This is a genomic window from Microbacterium pollutisoli, from assembly GCF_053586795.1.
The window spans coordinates 150,672-176,470 of sequence record NZ_JBNYWT010000003.1 but is presented as its reverse complement, the minus strand read 5'-3'; the positions used below and the strand labels follow the sequence as shown (position 1 = coordinate 176,470).

The window sequence follows — 25,799 nt, the reverse complement described above, 5'->3', positions numbered from 1 at the left end:
CCTCGATCCTACCGATCGGTGTCAGCGCGCGCGCCGCGCCTTGAGTGCGCGCAGAACCATCTGCACCGTGACGTAGGTCAGGAACAGCGCGAACAGCACGTTGCCGACGAACGGGTCGATGTGCGTGGCGACGAAGGCGCCCAGCGCGGTCGTGAGGCAGGCGGCGCCGCCGACGAGCCCCGCGGCCAACAGGTCGACGTTGCGCCGGCGCAGGTTGCCCACCGTGCCCGAGATCGCGGTCGGGATCATCATGAGCAGCGACGTCCCCTTGGCGACCAGGTCGCTGGTGCCGAACAGCAGCATGAGCGCCGGCACGACGATGACGCCGCCGCCGACCCCGAGCAGCCCCGCGAGGATGCCGGTGATGATGCCGAGGAGGACCAGTCCGCCGACGCTGAGCCACGTCAGCGGCAGGTCCGCGTCCCGCGACGGGACGACGATGAACAGCATGACGATCACGACCAGGAGGAAGCCGACGAACCCCCACCGCAGCACATTCTGCGGCAGGCGGGCGAGCAGCCAGGTGCCGACCTGTGCGCCGACGACGGCGCCGGCAGCGAGGATGAGGGCCGGGATCCAGGCGACCGAGCCCGAGACGGCGTAGGAGACGACGCCGACGGTGGCGGTGGGGACGATCGCCGCCAGCGACGTGCCGGCGGCCAGGCGCTGGTCGAAGTGCAGGATCATCACCAGCAGCGGGACGATGACCGTGCCGCCGCCGACCCCGAACAGTCCCGACATGAGTCCGGCCGCGAGCCCGATGCCGATGCAGGTGAGGACGAATCGCGGGGTGCGCGCAGCGCGCGGTGCGACGTCCGTCATCAGGGGCCTCCCGGTGGATGCGCCCGCACGGGCGCCCGGACGAGCCTATCGCGACGGTGGCCGGGACAGCCGGGTCAGCTGCGCTGCCATCGCCCGTCGTACAGCCGGCGGTGCTCGGCACCGGGTCCGCCGCCCGGGCACATCACCGCCACCCGGAACGACGGTCGGGCATGATCACCCAGGCAGCGCACTTCCCACTCGACCCGCTCGCGCACGCGTGCCGTGACGGTTTCGTGGTTGTCGTGGTCCGGGCAGCGGTACACAGCCGGAACGAGCGTCAACTCAGACATCGGACCCCCCAAGCGTCCATTGCGCGGTCGAGCCCCACGCTCGCCGCTGACCGAGACCCCAGATCTCGTCGTTCCACATGTAGCAGGTGGTGCGCGGTCGGTGCAACCACCTATCCGCGGTCCCGGGGCCTGTCAACCCCCTCGCCGCCGCGGACGGGTCCGGATTGACTGACCGTCATCACCCAGGGAGCACACGCAGACACCGACCCCGACACCGACGAGAGCGCCGAGGCATGAAAGACATCTTGATCGCCGGACACCGCATTCTGACCACGGACGACGTCGCCGATGCGGTGATCGGCTATGCGCGGGCGCTCGTGTCCAACGGCGCCACCGACCTCGTCGAGTTCCCGACCCTCTACAACGGTGAGGCCGGACGCTGCACGTTGCTTCTGGGCACCGGCTCGCTCGCCGTGGTCGACGCCGACATGGTGCTGGCTCCGTCGCTGGCCGACGCCGACGCGGCATGCGCTGAGATCGACCGGCGCACGAAGGCGCTCCCCATCCCGACGATCAGCGGGCCGGCCGGGTCAGCCGGAGCGTCGTGACGGTGGATGTGACCGGCCGGAAACGACAAAACCCCCGGAGGACCGAGGGCTTCTATCTGTAGCGGAGGCGGGACTCGAACCCGCGACCTCACGATTATGAGTCGTGCGCTCTCACCAACTGAGCTACTCCGCCACGCGACATCCGCGAGCGGATGCTACGAGCCCCGAGTCAGGATTGAACTGACGACCCCTTCCTTACCATGGAAGTGCTCTGCCACTGAGCTATCGGGGCGTGCTGCCCGCTTCCGGGCAACCAGAACAGAATACCATCGCTCCGGCATCCTGCAGAATCGATGTCAACTTGTCGTGTGCTGCTGCATCCACGTATAGGGATCCACGCGTGCCGTGCCGCCCAGCAGCACCTCGAAGTGCAGGTGCGGACCGGTCGCCTTGCCGGTGCTGCCCACGGTTCCGAGCACGTCGCCGACGCTGACGGTGTCGCCGGCCGAGACCCGCAACGAGCCGTACTGCATGTGCGCGTAGCGGGTCGACACGAGCTGACCGTCGATCACGTGGTCGACCACGACGTTCACGCCGTAGTCTCCCCCACCCTCGGTCGCCAGCCGCACGGTGCCGTCGGCGATCACGTGCACTTCGGCACCGGTGCCCGGGGCGAGGTCGACGCCGCGGTGCGGTGAGGAGAACTGGGCGAGGTAACTGGCCGACCCGAAGGCCGCCGAGACGGGCACACCGACGGGGAACGGCCACTGGATGTCGGCGGCGGGGTCGTTGACCCACGTGCCCGCGAACTGCGTGACACCGGAGTCCGCGGCGATATCGGCCATCGAGGCGATGTCGTAGGTCTCGGTGCGCTCCAGCGAGCCGGCGGTCACGTCAGATGCGGCTACGTAGGCCTGGATCTCGTCGGCCGTGATCGACGTCGTCGACGAGGGCGCGACGACGGCGATGTCGGCGGAGGTGTCGGCCATGGCGGCGACGACGGATGCCGGGGTGGTGACGCCGATGGCCAGCAGGCCCACCGCGCCCATCACCGACACCGAGAACGAGACGCCCGCGATGCGCCGGAATGCGGCTTTGCCGCTCAGGCGACGGCGTCGCGGGGCCACGTCGGACGCTGCGGCTTCGGCTTCGGCTTCATCGGCCAGGGCGGCCGCCGCCACCTGCACCGGGGTCTCGCCGGTGAAGGAGAACAGCTGGGCCGAGAAGTCGAAGTCCTCGACGGCACACGGCTCGGGCCCCGGCTGTGCGGGCGTACCGGCGAACGTGCCGGAGACGGCGGGGTGCCGCGTCGTGCCGGTGGGCGTGGCCGCGACGGTCTCGACGTCCGTGGCGGAGGCGAGTGCGGCCGCACGGCGCCGGCGCAGTTCGGCGCGCGTCAACGGCACATCGGCGGTGGCGACTGTGGTCGGCTGCGCCGCCACGGTCGTGCCGTCGACGGCTGCGGTGGTCGTCGCCTGTGCCCACACGGTCGCGCCGGCCGCGACGACGGCCTCGGCGACCGACGGGGTGGGTGCAGAAAGTTCTGCGACGTCACTCGAGATCCGACCCTGGTCGGCCGTGACCGACGTGACGGGTCGACGGCGTGAGCGGCGCGTGGGCGCGGCGTCAGCCGTGGAGGTCTCGAGGGTCAAAGTGCAGGCTCTCGGGGTCGGTCGCTCGGGTAAACGACGGTCACTTCGGGGGGCTCGCGCCACTTCTGCATCGGGTGCAAAAGTAACGATCGGGTAAACACTACTCCCGGGAGCCTGAGAATGCCATCTATTCGTCCCGATATACGGCTTTCGAAATCTGATCGTAAAGCTGAGCGCCGGCCGCGATGGTCATGTCCCGTCCGGGCACGCCGTCCGGCTGCCCGCCGAGACGTCCCCCCGCCTCGGTGACCAGCAGTCCGCCGGCGGCGTGGTCCCACGGCTGCAGGCCGCGTTCGAAGTAGCCGTCGAGGCGTCCGGCCGCGACGTAGGCCAGATCGAGCGAGGCGGCGCCGGCCCGGCGCAGGTCGCGCGCCAGCGGCATGACCCGCCGCACCCGTGCGAGATCGCCCTCGTGCGTCGCGGGGTCGTATCCGAACCCGGTGGCCAGCAGGGCACCCGCCGGCGACGGCTCCCCCACCGTCAAGCGGACCTCCCCCAGCCACGCGCCCCCGCCGCGGGTCGCGGTGAACATCTCCTGCAGGCTGGGGTCGTACACGGCCGCGGCCACCGGCATCCATTCGGCGGGCGTGGGTTCACCGGTGACGGCGGCGATGCTCACGGCGTAGTGGGCGATGCCGTACGCGTAATTGACCGTGCCGTCGATCGGGTCGACCACCCAGGTGACCTCGCTCGTGCCGCGCTCGGCGCCGGTCTCCTCACCCCAGAACCCGTCGTCGGGGCGCGCGGCGGTCAGCCGGGCCCGGATGAGCGCTTCGACCTCGCGGTCGGCGTCGGTGACGATGTCGGCGATCGCGGATTTCGTGGCGGCGATCGCGACGCCCTCGCCGCGGCGGGCGCGTGCGAGGTCACCGGCTTCCCGGGCGATGTCGACGGCGAGGGCGAGAAGCTCGTGCGGATTCACCATGTCCCCCACGCTACGCAATAGCGTGAAGCCATGAGCGACCGATACGACGCCGTCATCGTCGGCGGGGGCCACAACGCCCTCGTGAGTGCGGCCTACCTCGCCCGTTCCGGGTTCCGCGTGATCGTGCTGGAGCAACTCGATCGTCTCGGCGGCGCGGCCGTGTCCGAACGGCCCTGGCCCGGCGTCGACGCCCGCCTCTCGCGCTACTCGTACCTGGTCAGCCTGCTGCCGCGGCGCATCATCGACGACCTCGGGCTCGATCTGACGCTGCGCCGACGCCGCTACGCGTCGTACACCGCCGACCCCGCCGACCCGTCGCGGGGCATTCTCGTCGACACGATGGATGCCGCGGCCACCGCCGCCGGGTTCGCCCGCACCACCGGCGACGCCGCCGAGACCGGGCGCTACGCGCGGTTCGGCGCTCGGCTGCGTCCGTTCGCCGAGGCGGTGTTCCCCACGATGACCGACCCGCTGCCACGCGCGGCGATCGTGCGCGAACGGCTCGGCGACGACGCCCTGTGGGACGGGCTGACCGCGCGGCCGCTGGGCGAGCTGATCCGCGCGTCGCTGGCATCCGATCTCGTCCGGGGCATCGCCCTCACCGACGGGCTGATCGGCACGTTCGCCGCCGCCGACGACCCGTCGCTGCGGCAGAACCGGTGCTTCGCGTACCACGTGATCGGCGGCGGCACCGGGGACTGGGATGTGCCGGTCGGCGGCATGGGAACGGTATCGGCGGCGCTCGAGCGGGCGGCACGCGACGCCGGCGCCGAGCTGCGCACCGGCGCGGCGGTGTCGGCGATCCATCCGGACGGCGAGGTGACGCTCGCGGACGGCGGCCGGGTGCACGGACGGGTCGTGCTCGCGGGCGTCGGCCCGGCCGTGCTGGCCGAGCTGCTGCGCGCCGGCGGGGCCGATGCCGCCGCCGTCACGCCGCCCGAGGGCGCCCAGGTGAAGATCAACATGCTGCTGCGCCGGCTGCCGCGGCTGCGCGACGAGACGGTCCGCCCCGAGGCCGCCTTTGCCGGCACTTTCCACGTGAACGAGACGCTGACGCAGCTCGACGCGGCGCACACCGCCGCCGGCGACGGCCGCATCCCCGACCCGCTGCCCGCGGAGATCTACTGCCATTCGCTGACCGACCCGTCGATCCTCGGCCCCGAGTTGCGGGCGTCGGGGGCGCACACCCTCACGCTGTTCGGGCTGCAGGTGCCGCACCGGCTGACGCGCGGCGCCGACCCCGACACGCTGCGCGCCGACCTGCTGGCGGCGGCGACCCGGTCGCTCGATGCCGTGCTGGCCGAGCCGCTCGCGGACTGCCTGTACGAGGCGCCGGATGGGTCGCCGTGCATCGAAGCGCGTACGACAGGCGATCTCGAGCGGTCGCTGGGCATGACCGGCGGCGACATCTTCCACGGCGCGCTGGACTGGCCGTGGGCCGACGACGACGCCGAACTGGCCACCCCCGCCCAGCGGTGGGGGGTGGCCACGGAGCATGCGGGCGTGCTGTTGTGCGGGTCGGGCGCTCAGCGGGGTGGCGCCGTCAGCGGCATCGGCGGGCACAATGCCGCGATGGCCGCCCGCGAGATCCTGACCGGCTGACGGTCGCGGCCTACTGGGGCGGTGCGGGCGGCGGCGGGTAGCCCTGGTACCCGGGCTGGGCCGGCGGCTGCGGCGGGGCGGGCTGTCCGGTCGGTGTGGCGGGCTGCTCGGGTGCCGGTGACGCCGGCGCGGCGGGCTGCTCGGGCGCGGCAGGCTGCTCAGGCGCCGGCGGCGCGGGGGCCGCGGGCTGCGCGGATGCGGGCGGCGCAGGGGCCGGTCCGGGGGCACCCTCGGGCGCCGGTGGCGTGTGCGGCGCATCGTGGCCGACACCGGCGGCGGGCGCCTGCGGGTAGGTGGGCTGGCCGCTGTAGTACGCGTTCCAGTCGGGCGAACCGTCAGGCAGCACCGGCAGCGGCGTGACACCGTCGACGTAGGTGGGCCACGGGGCCGGGGCGACCGGCTGCGTGTAGTGCTGACCGTACGAGGCCACGGCCGGGCGCGGCTTCTTCGGGGCGAACAGAGCGTTCACGAGCGGGACGAGCGCGGTGCCCACCGCGGCGAGGATCGCCAGGGCGACGACCACGCGCCAGTAGATGGGCCGGAAGTCGATGTACTCCTCGACCATGATCGGCACGATGAGCATGATCGCCAGGATCACCACGAGCGCGATCGTGACATAGGTGACGATCGAGGTGAACGTGGTCTCGTAGCGCTGGTGGGCCTTGGTGAACAGGCGCACGTGCAGCAGTGTCGCCTGCAGGATGAGGGTGATCAGCAGGAACTTGAAGAACCGCTCGGCACCGGAATCGAAATAGCTCACGCTCTCCGGCATCCAGATCAGGAAGGCGCCCAGCAGCAGCACGAGCACCCAGCTGACCATGCTCGCCAGCGCGAACCAGGCCGGGCGGCGCGGCGCGAGGTTGGCCTCGAGGATCGAGATGCCCGCGAAGCCGGCCAGCAGCAGGATCGTCATGAACGCCTTGCCGACCATGCCGTTCGCATCACCGATGAGCACCCAGATGACGCACACGATCGCCGCGGCGATCAGCGCGCCGATCGCGACCCAGATCGCGGAGCGCAGGATCTTGTTCGAACTCGGTGAGGTGATCGGTTCACTCATCGCTGTCCTTCCGCCGGGGCGGCCAATCCGCCGCATCCCATCCTGACACGTGCCCGAGACGGGTGCCGGGATCATTCACAGCCGGGAACCCGAACGGCCCCGCCGAAGCGGGGCCGTTCCGAGGGTGGGGTGATATCGCTTCTTGGTATTGCCTTGAGTTTCCGGGGGTCACGAGTATCTGCATGCGCGGTCGAATCCTCTGGCGCGACCACGCTAATCCTCTGCGCGCCGCGGTAGCCGACCGGAAACGTGCGCTGACCGACTAATCTCTCGTCCCGCTACCACGACTCAACCGGGCATCCACAACATACGAAAGATGCAAACGTCGAAAACCGGATAATTGCCCGCGCGACGCATTCCAGTCGACAACAGGCGGCGCCCCGCCATTGCTACGCGGACCGCAGCCCCTTTCGGTGAGGAGTTCTCCACGGTCGTCGCTAGCCAAGCGCGTCGTCCTACGAGCTGGACAGAATCGGCTCGATTGGGCCGAAGGAGTGCGGCTGGTGGCGGCGCACGCCATGGTCGTTGCGTCGCTTCAATCCCGATTCGACGTCAGCGGAACCTCGAGTATCGCGTTCGTGCCACGGCCTAAGAGCTCAGGGAACGTATTGGTAAGGCGTTGTGGGTGTGGGGGCAGACCAATAGTCGCCAGAGTTTGGGTTGTATGCTCGGCCAGCCGCAGCTGTCCGGTAATTGCCCGCGCCGCAGTCGTACTGAACCTTGACGATCAACGTCACCAGCGACTTCGTGTTGTAGCTGGTTCCCGCGGACGCGCAGGATGCGGTGCCGCGTTGCATCGTCACCGCACCACCCAAGTAGCCCGTCGGAGACGTGCTGCCGTTGGCCTTCTCGACCTGAGCGCCGCCGATGGGCGTGCCGCTGGAGTCAACTGTGTATGCGCGAACCTGATGGCCATTACCGAAACTCACCCAGATGGAATACGTCGTCGCGACCGCCGCACCGACGGGAATCCCCACGAGGAGCCCACCAAGCAAGCAGCCCGCGATCAGGAGTCGGGCGCGGAAGGAGCGAGACGTTCGTGCAGCACTGTGATCATCCATCGAGTTCCTCCGCGACTGCGGGGAGAATTGGATATCGGCCGATCTCTGTGATGCCATCCGTCAAGTACACCGGGATGGTGATGAGACTTTGGCTCTGACTTGACTGTGTCAGTTTGATCTGAGACCGGTTTGTCATTCTGATTCGGGACCACCCCCGGTGTTTTCGGCGGGGCGTGTCGGTCTGATTCGGGACCACCTGTATCGCTGGTCTCGTGCTCATCGGGGGCACGGGATCGAGGTGGTGGGTGGAGAGTCGGATGGATCTGTTCGCGAGGATCAGACGAGACGCGCGGATCGAGGGGTTGGGCACGCGGAAGCTGGCCGCCCGGTTCGGGGTCGGCCGGAATACGGTGCGCATGGCGTTGCAGAGCGCGGAACCGCCGACGCGGAAGGTCCCGGATCGCATAGCGCCGAAACTGGGGCCATTCAAAGACGCCATCGACGCGATGCTGCGGGAGGATCTGACCGCTCCACGCAAGCAGCGACACACCGCGACGCGGATCTGGAACTGGCTCGTCGACGAGCACGCTGCAGAGGTCGGCTATCCGTCCGTGCGGGATTACGTCCGGGCCCGTCGCTCGCAGATCGCCGTCGAGGCGGGAGGCCTGGCGGCGGTGGCGATCGTGCCGCAGGAGCACTTGCCGGGCGCGGAGGCGGAGGTTGATTTCGGGGAGTTCTGGATCGATCTCGCCGGGACGCGCACGAAGGTCTTCATGTTCGTGTTCCGGATGTCCCACTCTGGGAAAGCGATCCATCGGGTCTATCCGACGTTGTCGCAGGAGGCGTTCCTGGAGGGGCATGTCACCGCGTTCGAGACGCTGGGCGGGGTACCAACGTTGCAGATCAAGTACGACAATCTCGGGCAGGCGGTGAAGAAGGTCCTCAGCGTCGGGCGCCGGCGGGAGGAAAATGACCGGTGGGCGTTGTTCCGCTCGCATTACGGGTTCGACGCGTTCTACTGCGAACCGGGTGAGCGGGGTGCGCATGAGAAGGGCGGCGTCGAGGGGGAGGTCGGCCGGTTCCGTCGCACCTGGCTCACCCCGGTCCCGCACGTCGACACGCTGGCGGAGCTCAACGACTACATCGAGCGTTGCGAGGCCCGTGACGATGGCCGTCGTATCACTGGCCGGCTGACCACGGTCGGGCAGGACTGGGAGCGTGAACGGGGTGCTCTGGGCCCTCTGCCGGCAGACAGGTTCGAGCCGGGCCAGCCGTTGTCACCGATGGTTGATCACTCCGCTTTGGTCACGATCCGGCAGGCGAAGTACTCCGTCCCCGCGTCGCTGATCGGACGGCGGGTGAGGGCGTTGTTGCGCGCGTCGGAGGTGTTGATCTTCGACGGCCGGCGCTTGGTCGCGCGGCACGAGCGCGTCGCTGTCCGCAACGGGCAGGCCGTGCTCCTGGATCATTACCTCGAGGTTCTCCGCATCAAACCCGGCGCCTTGTCCGGTTCCACGGTCCTCTCCCACGCGCGGGCGACGGGCGCGTTCACACCAGAGCACGAGGCCTTCTGGGATGCATCCCGGCGGGTCAACGGCGATGCTGCTGGCACCCGCGAGCTCCTCGACGTTCTGCTCTTGCACCGGCACTTGCCCGCTGCCGTGGTGATCGCGGGGATCCGCGCCGCGCTCAGCGTCGGGTCCGTGCTCGCGGAGGTCGTCGCGGTCGAAGCACGTCGCGCCGCAGCCGCAGATCCCTCCACCGCGACCGCGGCTGTTCCCGCTCCTGCAGCGGTCGCGGCGGCGAACGTGGTCTCGCTCACGCAGCGCCGCCTGATGGACCCGCTCGTGGTGATCGCGGGCCTTCCACCGGACCGGCGCCCCACCCCGTCGGTTGCCGCTTACGACGAACTGCTGAAACGCCGGGTCGCGAAGGACGTGGCTCGGGACTCGAACGAAGGAGCACACCCCGCATGAGCACGACGACCTCCGTGACCTCGCTGCTGCGCCGGCGCCGGCCGATGACGGACGAGGCCGCGGCTGCGGCGACGGACAGCGCGTTGCGCCGGTTGCGGCTGCCGACGATGCGCGCGGTCCTTGCCGATGCGGTCACGGCCGCGGAGAAAGGCCAGTTGTCGTACATCGGGTTCCTTGCCGAGCTGCTCCTCGCCGAAGTCGATGACCGGGACCGCCGCTCCACGATCCGCCGCGTCGCCACGGCAGGGTTCCCGAGGCCGAAGTTTCTCGACGACATCGACTACGACGCCAACCCGCACCTCAACGCCGCCACGATCAACACGCTCGCTCAGGGAGATTGGGTCCGTCGCGGCGACCCGCTCTGCCTCATCGGGGACTCCGGCACCGGCAAAAGCCACCTCCTCATCGGGCTCGGCACCGCCGCGGCGGAGAAAGGGTTCCGGGTGAAATACACGCTCGCGACGAGGCTCGTGAACGAGCTCGTCGAGGCCGCCGACGAGATGCAACTCGCCCGCACGATCGCCCGCTACGGGAGAGTCGATCTCCTCATCATCGACGAGCTCGGCTACATGGAACTCGACAAGCGCGGCGCCGAACTCCTCTTCCAGGTCCTCACCGAGAGGGAAGAGAAAGCGTCCGTCGCGATCGCGACGAACCAGCCCTTCAGCGAATGGACCCGCACCTTCACGGATCCCCGCCTCTGCGCCGCGATCGTCGACCGGCTCACCTTCCATGGCACGATCATCGAGACCGGCACTGACTCCTACCGCCTTGCCCACACCGGCCAACTGCCCCGTGCTTGACGAGACGGATCGTGCACGGATCCCAGCCGAGATCATCGGCCCGGAGGATGCCTCGACCCGAGCCGGGTAGCTGGGAGCTGTTCAGCAACGGTCCGTGTCGTCTGGCCCTCGGGCGTCCTTATCCGGCGGAGAGCAGTTGTGCTCGTCGGGACCTGGCCTGTTGGTGAGACGCCGTCGTAGGAGTACACCCGCTGTGACGAAAGTAAGTGCGATCGCAGCGGTGAACACCCACGGGTTGGAGGCCCAGACGCCGATGGCTGCCAGCGCGCCGACTGCGAGACCGCTGGTGAGCAAGCCCGGGCCGGCGCAGCACAGCACCGCCACGATGCCGACGCCGAGCAGCACGAGCCAGCCAGGCCGGCTTCGCGGTTGGGATGGTTTCGAAGGGTTCGTCATCGTCTCGCCCCTTGGTCAGGCGCAGCAGGACAGTAGGGACGGGTCGGTGGTGAAGGCTTGGCAGGCGAGTTTGATGCCCTCGGCCATGGTCAGGTACGGGGCCCACATGCCGGCAACGTCGGCGTAGGTCTTCTGTCCTTCCAGGAGGAACACGCCGGCCGCGGCGAGCTCACCGGCGTCTTTCGCGACGGCGGTGAGGCCGAGGATCCGACCGGTATCGTCATCGACGACGACTTTGATGAACCCTCTTGTGTCCCGGTTCACGATCGCCCGCGGCACATACTCCAGGGGCAGCACCCGGCAGTTGCAGCGATACCCGGCAGCGAGGACTTCCTTCTCCGTCATTCCGACCGCACCGATCGCGGGACTGGTGAACGTCACCCGGGGCAGGTGGGTGTAGTCCACGGTTCGGGCTGCTCCGGTGAACGCGTTGTCCACGGCGATCGCACCGTGGTTCGCGGCAACGTAGACGAACTCGCTGTGTCCGGTGATATCCCCGGCCGCCCAGATCCGCGGGTTCGCGGTCGCCAACGTGTCGTTGACCACAATCTCGCCACGCTCACCGGTCTCCACCCCGACGGCGTCCAGGTTCAACGTGTCGGTGACCGGGCGGCGGCCGAGCGCGACCAGCACACGCTGGGCGCGATACTCGCTCGTCCCGCCCGACACGGTCGTGGTGGCCACGACCTCGCCAGTCGTGTCGTCGGTGCTGATTGCGGTGACCTGCGCCCGGCGCACGACGCGGATGCCCTCGTCCGCGAAAACCGTCTCCAGGGCACGGCTGACCTCGGGCTCCTCCCTGGAGGCGAGACGGGATCGGACCAGCATGGTGACTTTCGACCCGAGCCGGGCGAACAACTGCGCCTGCTCCAACGCGACATACCCGCCACCGAGGACCAGCAGCGAGTCCGGCACCGAAGTCAGCTCCATTGCCGTCGTCGACGTCAGATACTCCACTCGGTCCAGCCCCGGGATGTCGGGGATCCACGGGGCTGCACCCGTCGCGACCAGGTATTGCTGCGCTTCGAGCTCTTCGGGGTCACCGTCGACGTCGGTGATCTGCACCACCGGCGCGTCCCGGGTACCGGCGAAGGCTGCTTCCCCGTGACGGATCGGCCAGTCGTACGCTTCGGCGATGTCGACGTACTTCGCCGACCGCAGCCCGTCCACCAGTGCCTGCTTCCCCTCCACCAGGGCGCGCATGTCCACCGGGCCCGCGTCCGCGGTGATGCCAGGGAACCGGGCCGCGGCGTCGGCGGCGACGTGCCGGGCCTCGGCCGCGGCGATCAACGCCTTCGACGGCACGCACCCGGTGTTCACACACGTGCCTCCGACCGTGCCCCGCTCGATCATCACCACCGATTTCCCCAAGTTCCGGGCACGGATCGCGGCCGAGAACGCCGCACCACCCGATCCGATCACCACAAGATCCACCTGCACACCCATCCGGCACCTCTCCTTCACCAAAAACGGCCGATAGGACTACGATGAACCTTCCAGTACGGGGGAAGGTCAAGCGTCCGCTAAGGCACCCGGGAAGGAGAGAGATTGTCATGAGGATCGGCGAGCTCGCCGCAACGGCCGGCACCACCGCCAAGACGTTGCGGTTCTACGAAGAACAAGGCCTGCTACCCGAAGCGAACAGGAGCCCGGCCGGGTACCGCGACTACGACCCCGGGATGCTCCCAAGGCTCGACTTCATCCACCGCGGGCAGGCCGCCGGCCTTACCCTGGCCCAGATCAAGCAAGTCCTCGACATCCGCGATACCGGTCACGCCCCCTGCATCCACGTCCGTGGCCTACTCGACCAACGACTCATGGACGTCGAGCAGCAGATCCGCAACCTCACCGCCCTCCACGCCGCGCTCCTCGAGCTTCGCCACCACGCCGACACCCCCACCGAGAACTGCGACCCCGACAGCGTCTGCCAGTACCTCTAAGTCCCGGAGCCTCGCCCTTCTCTCAACGACGCAACGCACGGTGGTCCCGAATCAAACCGTCACAACGGTCCCAAATCAGCTTGACAAAGCCACTGACTAGCCGCTTGACCAGGGGAGAGCTCCGCCGAGGCCCCAAGTGCCTTTTCGAGGTCCGCAGCGTAGTAGTAGCCGATGAGACCATTCGTCGCTATCGCTTCGACCAGGTCCGGGTGAGGCTGGGTAGGGCCGGCGTCATACCCGTATGTGACGCCCGCTTCGTTGATCCCGTCGCTACCCGGCTTCACACCCGTTGCGGGCGTGGGTGTGTCGTACGCACGAGGCGAGCTGGCCTGGGCAACGTGAATTTCCGTGCTGCCGCTCCGCGCGTCCGCATCGGGGGGCGGGCTGATCGCGTTGACAGCGAGAGCGCCGACTGCGAAACCCACGAGCACGGCGCCGGTTGCAACAAACACAAGCTTGCGCATCTGGCTTCCCTTCTCGGGAGTCCGGCACCGAGCCGACTTTCGATCATACTGGCACGGGCGTTCCTCGCCCGCTAGGGCGAACTTCCCTGTGACCTCGGATTTTGGGCGCTCGGGCTAACAGGTCGAAGATGGCCAGGCTTCGGGGCCTTAGCGCCCGGTAGGAGGGCTGCCTTCCGTCGTCCAGATGACACCAGATTGGCCCCCGCCGGAACGATATCCGTGCTTGGTTTTGCCTTGAGTTTCCGGTCGTCACGGTTACCTCCATGCGGGTCGAAACCTGTGGCGGGGACGCACTAATCCTCTGCAGGCCACTCCAACATCGGGTTGCACGTACCAGCATTGCTAGGGCGTTGTTCTCTCGCACCTACTCGCGCCGGATGCGGACTGCGTGCCGTGAGTCGTCTTCTGCGTGGAGGCTGAAGCTGCCGATCACTGTCGCCGCCAGCGCTGCCGTACTCTTCCACACCGGTCCCGGCGTGGTGGATGCTGCGCGGCACCGCCGTGACGGTCCCGTCAGCGCGGATGTAGGGGCTGGTGATCATGGTGTCGTTCCGTCTCCGCCCGCGGGCGCGGGCCTCACCCACCCCATGCGCGGTCGTCATCGAAACATGGGTCACGGGCCATCACCACGCGAGCCGCGCGACAAGACGCCCACTCATCGATGTCGGCTACGCGGTCGAGCGTTGACACCCCGGGACCAGCGCGAAACAGGCGGGGTCGCCTACAACTCCGCCTCAGCAAGAACCTCTGCGATCGACACACCCAGCACGGAGGCGAGGCCAGCCAGAGTCGCCATCCGAGGATTGGACGGGCCTAGTTTGTCTCTGGCGCCCGAGCCGCGACCGGACTCGATGAGCTGCAGCTGGTTCTTGGTGATCCCCGCCTGGTAGGCCAGCGACTCCTGGGAGAGGCCGCGAGCGTTCCTCAGCTGGCGGAGCGTCCCGCCCAACCGTGCCGCGCTTTCCTCATTCCACACCACAGCCATCGCGCGGATGTCGCATACCGGTCGTTCCGCGCATACGCAGGACATCCCGATCGGGCGAGAGCGGTCAGAGCCGGTCCAGGATGAACTGCACCCGCTCCTCGGCGCTGAGGACCGGAACCCGCACGACCGGGAAGGGCAGCGCTTTGTACACCTGGGTCAGCAGTTCGTGGATGCGCTGCTGCGCGGCGGTGTCCTCGGTGCGGGCATAGTCAGGAGCCAGGGGCAGCAGGTCGAGGATGAACGTCTTGCGGTAGTCGACGTGCTCGAGCGCGGTGAGCAGGGCGGGGTCGGGCTCGAGGTCGAGGAAACGGTAGTAGGCGAGGGAGTCGGGGATAGCCCGGTCCAGGAACACGGTGGCGTCCGGGTCGAGGGCAGCTTCCTCCGCGAGCTGCGTGTCCAGGACGCCGCGCTGGAACTGCCGCTGCTTCGCCCGGACGTCCTCGACCGTGCGGCCGGCGATGCGCTGCAGGTCGAGATAGTGCCGGGCATGCTCGATGGTGGTGGTGTAGCCGCGGTCCCGCAGCAGGTTCACGGTGGTGGTCTTGCCCGAGCTGGGCCCGCCGGTGATGACGTACCAGTTGGTCACGTTCGCCCTTTCGCTCTGCCCGCTCCGGGAATATCCTCTTCATGAAGTACCTTATACCCCTAGAGGGTATAGGATTGTCGTTGGAGGTGGCTGAGATGGCACACGGATACGTGGATGACAAGCAGGCGCTGCTGGCGCGGTTGCATCGGGCGGAGGGGCAGGTGCGCGGGATCGCGAGGATGGTCGACGAGGACGTGTACTGCATCGACATCCTGACCCAAGCCTCGGCGGCGACGAAGGCGCTGGAGTCGGTCGCGCTGACGCTGCTGGAGGACCATCTCGGGCATTGCGTCGCGCAGGCGACCGCGCAGGGCGGCCCGGTGGCGGAGGAGAAGCTCCGCGAGGCGAACGCCGCGATCGCGCGGCTGGTCCGCTCCTAGAACGTTCACACCACACGCATCGACACGCTCGCGAAAGGAGCACAACATGACCGGACAGGGATTCCAGGACCTCGGCCTGCAGGCGACGAACGGCGGTGGATGCGCCTGTTGCGGCCCCGCCTCGCACGCGACCACGGCGAGCACCACCGCTCCGGCGACGGCGCAACCAGCGTCGGGTGATCTGTCGGCGCAGTTCCTGGTGGAGGGCATGACGTGCTCGCACTGCGTGCGCAGCGTCACCGAGGAGGTCTTCGCGATCGACGGGGTCTCCGGCGTCGAGGTCGACCTGCACGCGGGCGGCGTGTCCACGGTGACCGTGTCCAGCACCGCCCCGGTGGACGCGGAGCGGGTGCGGGAGGCGGTCGAGGAGGCTGGGTACAGCCTCGCCGCAGCATCATGAGCACGGTGGACGTCGATCTCGACATCTCCGGGATGACCTGCGCGTCGTGCGCGACGCGGGTCGAGCGGAAGTTGAACAAACTGCCCGGCGTGGCGGCGACGGTCAACTTCGCCACCGAGAAGGCCCGCGTGCACTCGGAGACCCCGGTGCCGGTGGAGGAACTGATCGCGGCGGTCGAGCAGGCGGGGTACGGGGCGAGCGTCCCCGCCCCGCCCGCCCCCGACACGGCTGAGCAGACCATCCCGCGGGACGAGGAGCTGGCGTCGCTGCGGCAGCGGCTGATCGTCTCGGCGGTGCTGGCGGTGCCGGTGGCGGTGCTGTCGATGATCCCCGCTCTGCAGTTCACGTACTGGCAGTGGCTCACGCTCACCCTGGCTGCGCCTGTGGTGGTGTGGGGGGCGTGGCCGTTCCACCGGGCCGCGGCGATCAATGCCCGGCACGGGGCGGCGACGATGGACACCTTGATCAGCGTGGGCGTGCTGGCCGCGTTCGGCTGGTCGTTGTACGCGCTGTTCTTCGGCGGCGCGGGGATGCCGGGGATGCGGATGAGCGTCACCTTCGTCGGCACCCCGCAGTCCGGTGGCCACGAGGTGTACCTGGAGGTCGCCGCACTGGTGACGGTGTTCATCCTCCTCGGCCGCTACCTCGAGGTCCGCGCGAAGCGGCAGTCCGGTGAGGCCCTGCGCGCGCTGCTGGAGCTCGGCGCGAAGGACGCCGTGGTCCTCCGCGAAGGCACTGAGCAGCGCATCCCCGTCGCACAGCTCGTGCCGGGTGATGTCGTGGTGGTGCGGCCGGGTGAGAAGATCCCCGCCGACGGCCTCGTCACCGAGGGAATGTCCGCGGTGGACGAGTCGATGCTGACCGGCGAGTCCGTGCCGGTCGAGGTCGCCCCCGGCTCCCGCGTGGTCGGCGCGACCGTGAACACCGGCGGGCGCCTGCTCGTGCAGATCACCCGCGTCGGCGCCGACACGGAACTGGCCCGGATGGCGCGGCTGGTCGAGGAGGCGCAGACCGGCAAGGCCCAGGTGCAGCGCCTCGCCGACCGGGTCTCCGCCGTCTTCGTCCCCATCGTCATCGTCCTGGCCCTGGCGGCGTTCGCCGGGTGGCTGATCGCGGAGGCGCCCTTGGAGGTCGCCTTCACCGCCGCGGTGACCACCCTGATCATCGCCTGCCCGTGCGCGCTGGGGCTGGCGACGCCGACCGCTCTGCTGGTCGGCACCGGCCGCGGCGCCCAGCTGGGCATCCTCATCCGCGGACCCCAGGTGCTCGAGCAGACCCGCCGCATCGACACCGTCGTGCTCGACAAGACCGGCACCATCACCGCCGGCACCATGACCGTCACCGGCATCCACCCCGCTCCCGGCACCGATGAGGCGGAGCTGATCCGGTTCGCCGCGGCGCTCGAGCACGGCTCCGAGCACCCCATCGGCCGCGCCATCACCGCCGCAGCCGACGGCCCGGTGGATGCCGTGGAGTCATTCGCCGCCGAGGCCGGTCAAGGCGTGCAGGGCATCGTCGACGGCCGCATGGTCGCCGCCGGCCGCGCCACCTGGATCACCGGGCAATGGGCGATCACGCTCCCCGACGAGCTCGCCGCGACGATCACGGCCGACGAGGCCGCGGGCGCCACCGTGACCGTCGTGGCCTGGGACGGGCAGGCGCGCGGCGCGATCAGCGTCGCCGACACCATCAAGCCCACCAGCCGTGAGGCCATCGCCCGACTGCGCGGGCTCGGGCTGACCCCGATCCTGCTCACCGGCGACAACCCCGGCGCCGCCCGCACCATCGCCGACGACGCCGGCATCGAGGACGTCCGCGCTGGAGTCACCCCGCAGGGCAAGCTCGACACCATCCGGGAGCTGCAGGCCGCAGGTCGGGTGGTCGCGATGGTCGGCGACGGCGTGAACGACGCCGCCGCCCTCGCACAGGCGGACCTCGGCATCGCGATGGGAACCGGCTCCGACGCGGCCATCACCGCCGCGGACCTGACCATCGTCTCCGGCGACCTGCTGCTGGTCCCGGACGCGATCCGGCTCGCCCGCCGCACCCTGGGCACCATCAAGGGCAACCTGTTCTGGGCGTTCGCCTACAACGTCGCCGCGATCCCGGTCGCGATGCTCGCCCTGCTCAACCCCATCCTCGCCGCCGCCGCGATGGCGTTCAGCAGCGTCTTCGTGGTCACCAACAGCCTCCGACTGCGCCGCTTCCGCCCCCTGCCCGCCCCGACGACCACCGTCCCGACGTCCAGCCGCGACACCACCCCCGTCCACGCCTGACACCCCCGCAAGGAGACCGCCATGACGCACGACCACGACCACCACACCGGCCACGAGCACGCCGCGCACGATCACGGATCCCACGAGCACCATCACCATGAGCCCCCGGCCGGGGCGACCAACCTCGTCACCTGCCCGGTCATGCCCGGCAATCAGGTCGACCCGGCATGGGCCGAGAAGCGCGGCCTGTTCCGCGACTACGAGGGCGCGCGGTACTGGTTCTGCTGCCCCGAGTGTGGGCCGCTGTTCGACGCCGACCCCGCTCGCTACGCCAACGCCGCCTAACCCGCGACGGCAGGAAAAGGGGGGCGCGGGATGGATACAGCGGTCGGGCTGGTGCAGGCCTACCTGCGAGTGAACGGGTACTTCACCGTCGCCGAGTACCCGGTGCTGGACGCGACCGGTCCGGACGGGCCGCGCACCGTCACCGACCTGGACATCCTCGCGATCCGGCTGCACCACATCCCCGGCGACGACCCCGACCCGGCCCTCGGCGCCCGCCCCGGGGCGCCGGACATGATCGTCGGCGAGGTCAAGGAGGGCGCCCCGAAGCTGAACCCCGCGATGCGCGACCCCGCGGTGCTGGAGGCCGCGTTCGCCCGGTTCGGCTGCTGCACCCCCGCCGACGCGCCCGCGCTCGTCCAGGAGTTGCTGACGACCGGGCAGGTCCTCGCCCCGGAGGGCCACCTGATCCGCACGGTCGCGTTCGGCAACACCGCCCGGCCGAACCGGTCCGGCTCCTGGCACACCGTCCCCCTCGAGCACATCCTCGACTATCTCCGCGATCACCTCGCCCGCAACTGGGCCGTTGTCGGTCGCACCCAGATCAAGGACGACACCCTCGGGCTGCTAGCCCTGATGGAGAAGGCCCACCGCGCCGGAACGGGCCGCCGATGAGCCGGCTGCCGCGCACCGGTCCGCATCCGGGACCATCGCCATTGGCCAGGCACCGGTCGGGCGACCAAGATGAGCAGGACCATCGTGCGCCACATCGGTGCCAGTGGGCATCCAGGCACCCCGGAGTACGCTGGACGCGGGAAGGAGGTCAGCGGTGAACCACATCCGAACCCTGGTGCACTCCCCATCCGCGCTGCACCGCCTGCTGCTGACCTTCGCCACCGCGCTCCTGCTGATCGCCGGCCTGCTGGCCATGCACACCCTCACCAGCGGGCACGCCGAAACCCTCGCAGCGGCATCCGAAGCCGCCCATGCCGCGCCTGCCTCTGACCTGGACGGCACCGTCGCGACCGGCAGCATGCTCGAGAACACCATCGGGACAGGCCCCGATGCTTCGGGCGGGCACTGCGAGGGCGACTGCGGCGGCGCCGCCGGAATGCCGGATCAGTCGATGCTGACGATGGCGTGCGTCCTGGCGCTGCTGGTCGCCGTGATCGTGCTGCTCGCTCCGGCGCTGCTTGCCCGCCTGGGCACCGCGCTCGCCCTGCTGCGCCCGCACGGGCGGGATGTGCTCACCGCGTTACCACACCCCCGACCACCTTCCCTCATCGTCCTGTCGATCAGTCGAACCTGATTCCCCGCCCTCCCGTCACCACTGTGCCGGGAGATGTTGCGCCGTGCCCGCACACGGCACAGGAATCAACACACCATTCGACCGACTAGACAAGGACACCCACCCATGCGTTTCCGCATTCTCGCGCTGAGCACCGGCGCGCTCGCCGCTGCGCTCGTGCTCGCCGGCTGCGCCCCTACCGACGGATCCATGCCCGGCATGGACCACGGCACCGGCGGCATGACCAGCAGCACCCCCGCCCCCTCCGGGCAGGCATCGTTCAACTCCGCTGACGAGATGTTCGTCACGATGATGATCCCGCACCACGAACAGGCCATCGAGATGGCCGACCAGATCCTGGCCAAGGACGGCATCGACGAGCGGGTCGTGACCCTCGCCGAGCAGATCAAAGCCGCCCAAGGCCCCGAGATCCAGACCATGAAGGGTTGGCTCGAGGACTGGAGAATCCCCTACGACGACTCCATGTCCGACATGGGCGGGATGGACGGCATGGACCACGGCGACGGGATGATGTCCGACGACGACATGGCTGCCCTCGACGCCGCCACCGGGGTCGAGGCGACCCGGCTTTTCCTCGAGGGCATGATCGGCCACCACCAGGGCGCCGTCACCATGGCCCAGATGGTACTGAACAACGGAGAGAACCCGGACGTGTCCGCGCTCGCCCAGCAGATCATCGACGGGCAGACCGCCGAGATCACCACTATGCAGGACATCCTCGCCACCCTCTGACCCGGACGCCTCGGGCGGGGCCGACCACCGCTGACCTGGCCCCGCCCTAGGCCCGGCGCCGGGGCATCCGTCCTCACCGACAGCGCCGGTCCGTCGAAAGGCCCATCATGACTTCCCGGACTCTGCCCGCCGGCTCCGTGGGCATCATCCTCGCCCTGATCATCCTGTCCGCGGCGACCATTCTCTTCATCCAGGCGATCGCATGAGCAGCAACGCCACCATGATCACGGCCGCTGCCGTCGCCGCTGCCCGGGGGCCCGCTACTGGCCGGCTGCACCTCCGCGCCGACCGCCGCCCCAGCAGTCGACGACCGCAGCATCGTCTGGATCCACGGCACCGAGACCGCCGTCGTCCTCCCGACAGGGACCGCACAATGACCACCATCACCATGACCACATTCGGCGGCCTCGGCCGCGAACCGCGAGGAGACCAACCATGAGCACCGCACCGGCCCGCTGGGCATACCGCACCGCCGCCGTCACCCCGGAACGACTGGAGCAGGTGGATGCGTGGTGGCGAGCGGCGAACTACCTGAGCATCGGGCAGATCTACCTGCTCGACAACCCGCTGCTGCGCGACCCGCTCACCGCGGAGCACATCAAGCCCCGGCTGCTGGGGCACTGGGGCACCACCCCGGGCCTGAACTTCCTGTACGCCCACCTCAACCGGGCGATCACCGACCGGGACCTGAACACGCTGTACGTGACCGGGCCGGGGCACGGCGGGCCGGGCATGGTCGCCAACGCCTACCTGGACGGCACCTACACGGAGCTGTACCCGCGGATCGACCGCACCGAGGAGGGACTCAAGGCGCTGTTCCGTCAGTTCTCCTTCCCTGGCGGCATCCCCTCGCACGCCTCCCCGGACACACCCGGGTCGATCAACGAGGGCGGCGAGCTCGGCTACTCCCTCGTTCACGCCTATGGCGCCGCGTTCGACAATCCGGACCTGCTGGTCGCCTGCGTGATCGGCGACGGGGAGGCCGAGACTGGGCCGCTGGCGACCGCGTGGCACGGTAACAAGTTCCTCAACCCCGTCGCGGACGGGGTGGTTCTGCCGATCCTGCACCTGAACGGGTACAAGATCGCCAACCCGACGGTGCTGTCGCGCATCCCCGAGGACGAGCTGGTCGCACTGTTGCGCGGCTACGGCCACGAGCCGTTTGTTGTCACCGTCGGCTTCGACGGCGAGGACCCGCGGGAGTCCCACGCCCGGTTCGCCGACGTGCTGGACGAGGTGCTGGACCGGATCGCGGACATCAAGGCCGCCGCGGCGGCGGGCACCCTGGAGGGCCGGCCTGCGTGGCCAGCAATCGTGCTGCGCAGCCCGAAAGGCTGGACGTGCCCGTCCGTGATCGACGGGCTCCCCGTGGAGGGCACCTGGCGGTCCCACCAGGTGCCGCTCGCCGAGGTCCGCGACACCCCCGAGCACCTGCAGATCCTCCAGGACTGGCTGGCCTCCTACCGGCCCGACGAGCTCTTCGACGCCGACGGCACCCCGTTCCCCGCCACGGTCGCCGCCGCGCCGGCGGGAGCGCGGCGGATGAGCGCTAACCCGGTCGCGAACGGCGGACAGCTGACCGTCCCGCTGCGCTTGGGCGACTTCCGCGACCACGCCCACCCGGTCGACCCCGAGGCGCGAGGCACGGGAACGGCGGAGGCGACCCGGATGCTCGGCCAGTGGCTCGCCGACGTGATCCGGCACAACCCGGACAACTTCCGCATCTTCGGCCCCGACGAGACCGCCTCCAACCGGCTCGCCCCGCCCGTGTTTGAGGCCACCGGCAAGCAATGGAACGCGACCGTGCTGCCGGTGGACGAGCATCTGGCGCCGACCGGGCGGGTGATGGAGGTACTCAGCGAGCACCAGTGCCAGGGCTGGCTCGAAGGGTACGTTCTGACCGGCCGGCACGGCCTGTTCAACTGCTACGAGGCGTTCACGCACATCGTCGACTCGATGTTCAACCAGCACGCCAAATGGCTCGAGGCCGCCCGCGAGGTGCCCTGGCGGGAACCGGTGCCGAGCTTCAACTACCTGCTCTCCAGCCACGTCTGGCGGCAGGACCACAACGGGTTCAGCCACCAGGATCCCGGGTTCCTCGACCTCGCTCTGAACAAGAGCCCCGACATCGTCCGGGTCTACCTCCCGTTCGACGCGAACACGCTGCTGTCCACCTACGACCACTGCCTGCGCTCCACCGGCTACATCAACGTCGTCGTCGCAGGGAAGCAGCCCGCCCCGCAGTGGCTCACGATGGACGAGGCGATCGCGCACTGCACCCGGGGCCTGGGCATCCTGCCGTGGGCGGGCACCGAGACCGAGGGAACCGAGCCGGACGTGGTGCTTGCCGCCGCGGGCGACGTGCGCACGCTCGAGGTGCTTGCCGCGGCCGCGTTGCTGCGCGAGCACATCCCTGACCTGTCTGTGCGGGTCGTGAATGTGGTCGACCTGACCCGTCTGCAATCCGAGGACCAGCACCCGCACGGCCTGCCGGACCGGGAGTTCGACGCGATCTTCACTCCCGACAAGCCGGTGATCTTCGCGTACCACGGCTACCCGTGGCTGATCCACCGGCTCACCTACAAGCGCACCGGGCACCAGAACCTGCACGTGCACGGCTTCGTGGAGAAGGGCACCACCACGACCCCGTTCGACATGGTCATGCTCAACGACCTCGACCGCTACCGGCTCGCGATCGACGTCCTCGACCACATTCCCGGCCTGGCCGCGACGCACGCGCAGCTGCGGCAGGAACTCGTCGACGCCCGCCTGCGTGCTCGCGCCCACACCCGCGAGCACGGCACCGACATCCCTGCCGTCGCCGACTGGCGCTGGCCCCACCCCGACACCGACCCGAACCGCCCCTCCACCGCGAAGGAACTGTGATGACCGACACCAAGACCGTGACCCTGCAGGTCAGCGGCATGATCCGCGCGACCTCCAAGAACGTCACCGAAGCCCACCTCGCCCGCCAGCCCGGCGTGCTCGCCGTCGACGCGAACCCGGTCTCCCAGACCGCGACCGTCACCTACGACCCGCAGACCACCTCGGTCGCGCACCTGCAGAAGTGGGTGATCGAATGCGGCTACCACTGCGCCGGGCAATCCGTCCCGGATCACATCTGCGACCCTGCCCACGAGCTCCACAATGGGCACGCCGACCACCAGGAGCACTCCGGGCAGGACGTGCACGCAGGACACGCCGGGCATGACGTGCACGACGGGCACGAGGGACGCGCGGTGTCCGCCGGTCATGACAGTGCGGCGCGGCACGAGCATCCGCACCCGGCAGCGGACCACGCTGACGACTCCGTAGTGGAGGCCGGTGAGCATGCCGGTCACGCTCCGGCTACCGAGGGCGGGCACGATCACGGGGGTCAGCCGGCCGGCCGCAGCGCGCAGGAGGTGATGGGTCACGGCGGGCATCACGGCGGCATGTCGATGGATGCCATGATCCGGGACATGCGCAACCGGTTCCTGGTCGCGTTGATCCTGTCGATCCCGATCACCCTGTGGTCCCCGATCGGCCGGGAGGTGATCGGCTTCGAGGTGCCGGCCCCGTTTGGGCTGCGCGACGACGTGTTCATGCTGATCCTGTCGCTGCCGGTGATCTTCTACTCGGCCTGGATCTTCTTCGACGGCGCCTACCGTGCTCTGCGCGCCCGGACCCTGGACATGATGGTGCTGGTCGCGGTCGGTGTCGGCGCCGGCTGGATCTACAGCCTTGCGGTCACCCTCACCGGCGGCGGGGAAGTGTTCTACGAGGCCGCGACCGTGCTGGCCACGTTCGTGCTCCTCGGCCATTGGGTGGAGATGCGCGCCCGCGGCGGCGCGAACGACGCCATCCGCACGCTGCTGGAACTCGCCCCGTCCCGCGCGGTCGTCATCCGCGGCGGCGAGGAGGTCGAGATCCCAACCTCCGACGTGGTGCCCGGAGATCTGATGCTGGTTCGCCCCGGGGCGAAGATCCCCACCGACGGCGTGGTGGAGTCCGGCGAGTCCGAAATCGACGAGTCCATGGTCACCGGCGAGTCCATGCCGGTGGAGAAGGCGCCCGGCTCGGAGGTGATCGGCGCGACCGTGAACACCGTCGGCGCGCTCCGGGTGCGGGCCACGAAGGTCGGCGCCGACACCGCGCTGGCGCAGATCGTGAAGCTCGTGCAGGAGGCGCAGAACTCCAAGGCCCCCGGGCAGCGCCTCGCCGACCGAGCCGCGTTCTGGCTCGTCCTGGTCGCCCTCATCGGCGGCACCCTCACGTTCGTGGTGTGGTTGCTCGCCGGGGCGGCGGTGCCGATGGCGATCCTGTTCGCGATCACCGTCGTCGTCATCACCTGCCCCGACGCGCTGGGGCTCGCCACCCCGACCGCGATCATGGTCGGCACAGGCCTGGGCGCCAAGCGCGGGGTGCTGTTCAAGAACGCATCCGGGATCGAGACCGCAGCCCGCATCGACACCGTCGTGTTCGACAAGACCGGTACGCTCACCAAGGGCGAGCCCGAGGTCACCGACTACATCCCGGTCGGAGGGGACGACCTCGAGATGCTCGCCCTCGCCGTGGCCCTGGAGCGGGAGTCGGAGCATCCGCTGGCCAAAGCGATCGTGAACTACGCCGACGCCCGCGACATCCCCCGCCGCACCGCGACCGCGTTCCGCAACGTCACCGGGCAGGGCGCGATCGCCACCGTCGACGGACACCAAGTCGTCCTGGGCAACCCGCGACTGCTGACCGCAGAGGGCGTCGACATCACCGCCGTGCATGCTTCGCAGCAGGAGCTGGCAGGATCCGGGCGGACCGCGATCCTGTTCGCCGTCGACGGGAACGTCGCCGGGATCATCGCCCTAGCCGACGCAGCCCGCGACACCGCGAAGACCGCGATCGACGCCCTCCACGAGCAGGGCATCGAGGTGGCGATGCTCACGGGCGACAACAAGCCCACCGCCGAGCGCATCGCCTCGCTGCTGGGCATCGACACCGTGATCGCCGACGTGCTCCCCGAGGACAAGTCCGCCAAGATCGCCGAGCTCCAGGCATCCGGCAAGAAGGTCGCGATGGTCGGCGACGGCGTCAACGACGCCCCCGCCCTCGCCCAGGCGGACCTCGGCATCGCGATCGGCGCCGGCACCGACGTTGCCATCGAGACCGCAGACGTCGTCCTGATGCGCTCCGACCCGCTGGACGTGGCGATCGCGCTGAAGATCGGGAAGGGCACGCTGCGGAAGATGCGGCAGAACCTCGGCTGGGCCATCGGCTACAACGCCATCGCGCTGCCCATCGCCGCCGGCGTGTTCTACCCCGCGTTCGGGATCATGCTCACCCCCGAGATCGCCGCCATCAGCATGTCCGGCTCCAGCGTGATCGTCGCCGTCAACGCGCTCCTGCTCAAGCGGCTCCGGCTGCCCGCCCAGCAGGCCCCCGCGGCCCCGGCAGAGGCGAGCAGCCTCGCCCCGGCGTCGACGCCCGGCGGCGCCTCATGACCGGACGCGAGGCGCC

The 25,799-nt window shown here is 69.5% G+C and carries 23 protein-coding genes and 2 tRNA genes; 14 read left to right on the top strand and 11 right to left on the bottom strand.

Annotated elements, in window-relative coordinates:
- Positions 1–21: 21 nt before the first annotated feature.
- Entirely contained in the window at positions 22–822 is an 801-nt protein-coding gene (locus ACQ143_RS08735; protein WP_449570302.1) for a sulfite exporter TauE/SafE family protein, read from the bottom strand.
- 74 nt (positions 823–896) lie between these two features.
- Positions 897–1,112, bottom strand: coding sequence for a hypothetical protein (locus ACQ143_RS08730; protein WP_449570301.1), 216 nt, complete (start codon positions 1,110–1,112; stop codon positions 897–899).
- 233 nt (positions 1,113–1,345) lie between these two features.
- Here ACQ143_RS08730 and ACQ143_RS08725 point away from each other — a divergent pair, with 233 nt between their 5' ends.
- Positions 1,346–1,660 carry a hypothetical protein gene (locus ACQ143_RS08725; RefSeq protein ID WP_449570300.1) on the top strand — a complete coding sequence of 105 codons (315 nt, stop codon included), beginning with the start codon at positions 1,346–1,348 and terminating at the stop codon, positions 1,658–1,660.
- 59 nt (positions 1,661–1,719) lie between these two features.
- Here the strand turns inward: ACQ143_RS08725 and ACQ143_RS08720 are convergent.
- From ACQ143_RS08720 to ACQ143_RS08705, 4 genes are all read right to left on the bottom strand, one after another.
- Positions 1,720–1,793: transfer RNA gene (locus ACQ143_RS08720), tRNA-Met, on the bottom strand.
- Positions 1,794–1,820: 27 nt separating this feature from the next.
- Positions 1,821–1,892, bottom strand: a tRNA-Thr gene (locus ACQ143_RS08715).
- A gap of 64 nt (positions 1,893–1,956) precedes the next feature.
- Positions 1,957–3,252: a M23 family metallopeptidase gene (locus ACQ143_RS08710; protein ID WP_449570299.1), complete on the bottom strand. Its 1,296-nt coding sequence runs from the start codon at positions 3,250–3,252 to the stop codon at positions 1,957–1,959.
- A gap of 127 nt (positions 3,253–3,379) precedes the next feature.
- Positions 3,380–4,177 carry an inositol monophosphatase family protein gene (locus ACQ143_RS08705; RefSeq protein WP_449570298.1) on the bottom strand — a complete coding sequence of 266 codons (798 nt, stop codon included), beginning with the start codon at positions 4,175–4,177 and terminating at the stop codon, positions 3,380–3,382.
- Between the two features lie 30 nt (positions 4,178–4,207).
- Between ACQ143_RS08705 and ACQ143_RS08700 the strand changes: the two genes are divergently transcribed.
- A complete protein-coding gene (locus tag ACQ143_RS08700) occupies positions 4,208–5,779 on the top strand; it encodes a phytoene desaturase family protein (protein WP_449570297.1) in 1,572 nt (523 codons plus the stop codon).
- A 10-nt stretch (positions 5,780–5,789) separates the two neighbouring features.
- Here the strand turns inward: ACQ143_RS08700 and ACQ143_RS08695 are convergent, their stop codons facing one another.
- Entirely contained in the window at positions 5,790–6,839 is a 1,050-nt protein-coding gene (locus ACQ143_RS08695) for a hypothetical protein (protein WP_449570296.1), read from the bottom strand.
- A 596-nt stretch (positions 6,840–7,435) separates the two neighbouring features.
- Positions 7,436–7,900 (bottom strand): hypothetical protein, encoded by a 465-nt coding sequence (locus tag ACQ143_RS08690; protein ID WP_449570295.1) that lies wholly within the window; start codon positions 7,898–7,900, stop codon positions 7,436–7,438.
- Between the two features lie 245 nt (positions 7,901–8,145).
- On the opposite strand from ACQ143_RS08690, the gene istA reads away from it, so the two are divergent.
- Both istA and istB read left to right on the top strand, forming a co-directional pair.
- Positions 8,146–9,816, top strand: coding sequence for an IS21 family transposase (gene istA, locus ACQ143_RS08685; RefSeq protein ID WP_449570294.1), 1,671 nt, complete (start codon positions 8,146–8,148; stop codon positions 9,814–9,816).
- On the top strand, positions 9,813–10,619 hold the full coding sequence (istB, locus tag ACQ143_RS08680) for an IS21-like element helper ATPase IstB (protein WP_449570293.1): 807 nt from the start codon (positions 9,813–9,815) through the stop codon (positions 10,617–10,619). Before istA ends, istB begins: the two co-directional genes overlap by 4 nt.
- Positions 10,620–11,030: 411 nt before the next feature.
- On the opposite strand, the gene merA is transcribed toward istB, so the two are convergent.
- Entirely contained in the window at positions 11,031–12,461 is a 1,431-nt protein-coding gene (merA, locus tag ACQ143_RS08675) for a mercury(II) reductase (protein ID WP_449570292.1), read from the bottom strand.
- 107 nt (positions 12,462–12,568) lie between these two features.
- Here merA and ACQ143_RS08670 point away from each other — a divergent pair, with 107 nt between their 5' ends.
- Positions 12,569–12,955 carry a heavy metal-responsive transcriptional regulator gene (locus ACQ143_RS08670; protein WP_449570291.1) on the top strand — a complete coding sequence of 129 codons (387 nt, stop codon included), beginning with the start codon at positions 12,569–12,571 and terminating at the stop codon, positions 12,953–12,955.
- A 1,185-nt stretch (positions 12,956–14,140) separates the two neighbouring features.
- Here ACQ143_RS08670 and ACQ143_RS08665 read toward each other — a convergent pair.
- Together ACQ143_RS08665 and ACQ143_RS08660 are read right to left on the bottom strand one after the other, a co-directional pair.
- Positions 14,141–14,404, bottom strand: a complete 264-nt coding sequence (locus ACQ143_RS08665; protein WP_449570290.1) for a helix-turn-helix domain-containing protein — start codon at positions 14,402–14,404, stop codon at positions 14,141–14,143.
- A gap of 64 nt (positions 14,405–14,468) precedes the next feature.
- On the bottom strand, positions 14,469–14,990 hold the full coding sequence (locus ACQ143_RS08660; protein WP_449570289.1) for an AAA family ATPase: 522 nt from the start codon (positions 14,988–14,990) through the stop codon (positions 14,469–14,471).
- Between the two features lie 95 nt (positions 14,991–15,085).
- Between ACQ143_RS08660 and ACQ143_RS08655 the strand changes: the two genes are divergently transcribed.
- From ACQ143_RS08655 to ACQ143_RS08615, 9 genes are all read left to right on the top strand, one after another.
- Positions 15,086–15,370, top strand: a complete 285-nt coding sequence (locus tag ACQ143_RS08655; protein ID WP_449570288.1) for a metal-sensitive transcriptional regulator — start codon at positions 15,086–15,088, stop codon at positions 15,368–15,370.
- A gap of 46 nt (positions 15,371–15,416) precedes the next feature.
- Positions 15,417–15,770 carry a heavy-metal-associated domain-containing protein gene (locus tag ACQ143_RS08650; RefSeq protein ID WP_449570287.1) on the top strand — a complete coding sequence of 118 codons (354 nt, stop codon included), beginning with the start codon at positions 15,417–15,419 and terminating at the stop codon, positions 15,768–15,770.
- Positions 15,767–18,046, top strand: coding sequence for a heavy metal translocating P-type ATPase (locus ACQ143_RS08645; protein ID WP_449570286.1), 2,280 nt, complete (start codon positions 15,767–15,769; stop codon positions 18,044–18,046). The genes ACQ143_RS08650 and ACQ143_RS08645 overlap by 4 nt, the downstream gene beginning before the upstream one ends.
- A 21-nt stretch (positions 18,047–18,067) precedes the next feature.
- Positions 18,068–18,331 (top strand): YHS domain-containing protein, encoded by a 264-nt coding sequence (locus ACQ143_RS08640; protein ID WP_449570285.1) that lies wholly within the window; start codon positions 18,068–18,070, stop codon positions 18,329–18,331.
- Between the two features lie 30 nt (positions 18,332–18,361).
- Positions 18,362–18,943: a hypothetical protein gene (locus ACQ143_RS08635; protein ID WP_449570284.1), complete on the top strand. Its 582-nt coding sequence runs from the start codon at positions 18,362–18,364 to the stop codon at positions 18,941–18,943.
- A gap of 154 nt (positions 18,944–19,097) precedes the next feature.
- A complete protein-coding gene (locus tag ACQ143_RS08630) occupies positions 19,098–19,577 on the top strand; it encodes a DUF6153 family protein (RefSeq protein WP_449570283.1) in 480 nt (159 codons plus the stop codon).
- A 105-nt stretch (positions 19,578–19,682) separates the two neighbouring features.
- Positions 19,683–20,309, top strand: coding sequence for a DUF305 domain-containing protein (locus ACQ143_RS08625; RefSeq protein WP_449570282.1), 627 nt, complete (start codon positions 19,683–19,685; stop codon positions 20,307–20,309).
- 435 nt (positions 20,310–20,744) lie between these two features.
- On the top strand, positions 20,745–23,195 hold the full coding sequence (locus ACQ143_RS08620) for a phosphoketolase family protein (protein WP_449570281.1): 2,451 nt from the start codon (positions 20,745–20,747) through the stop codon (positions 23,193–23,195).
- Positions 23,195–25,783: a heavy metal translocating P-type ATPase gene (locus tag ACQ143_RS08615; RefSeq protein WP_449570280.1), complete on the top strand. Its 2,589-nt coding sequence runs from the start codon at positions 23,195–23,197 to the stop codon at positions 25,781–25,783. The genes ACQ143_RS08620 and ACQ143_RS08615 overlap by 1 nt, the downstream gene beginning before the upstream one ends.
- Positions 25,784–25,799 lie beyond the last annotated feature (16 nt).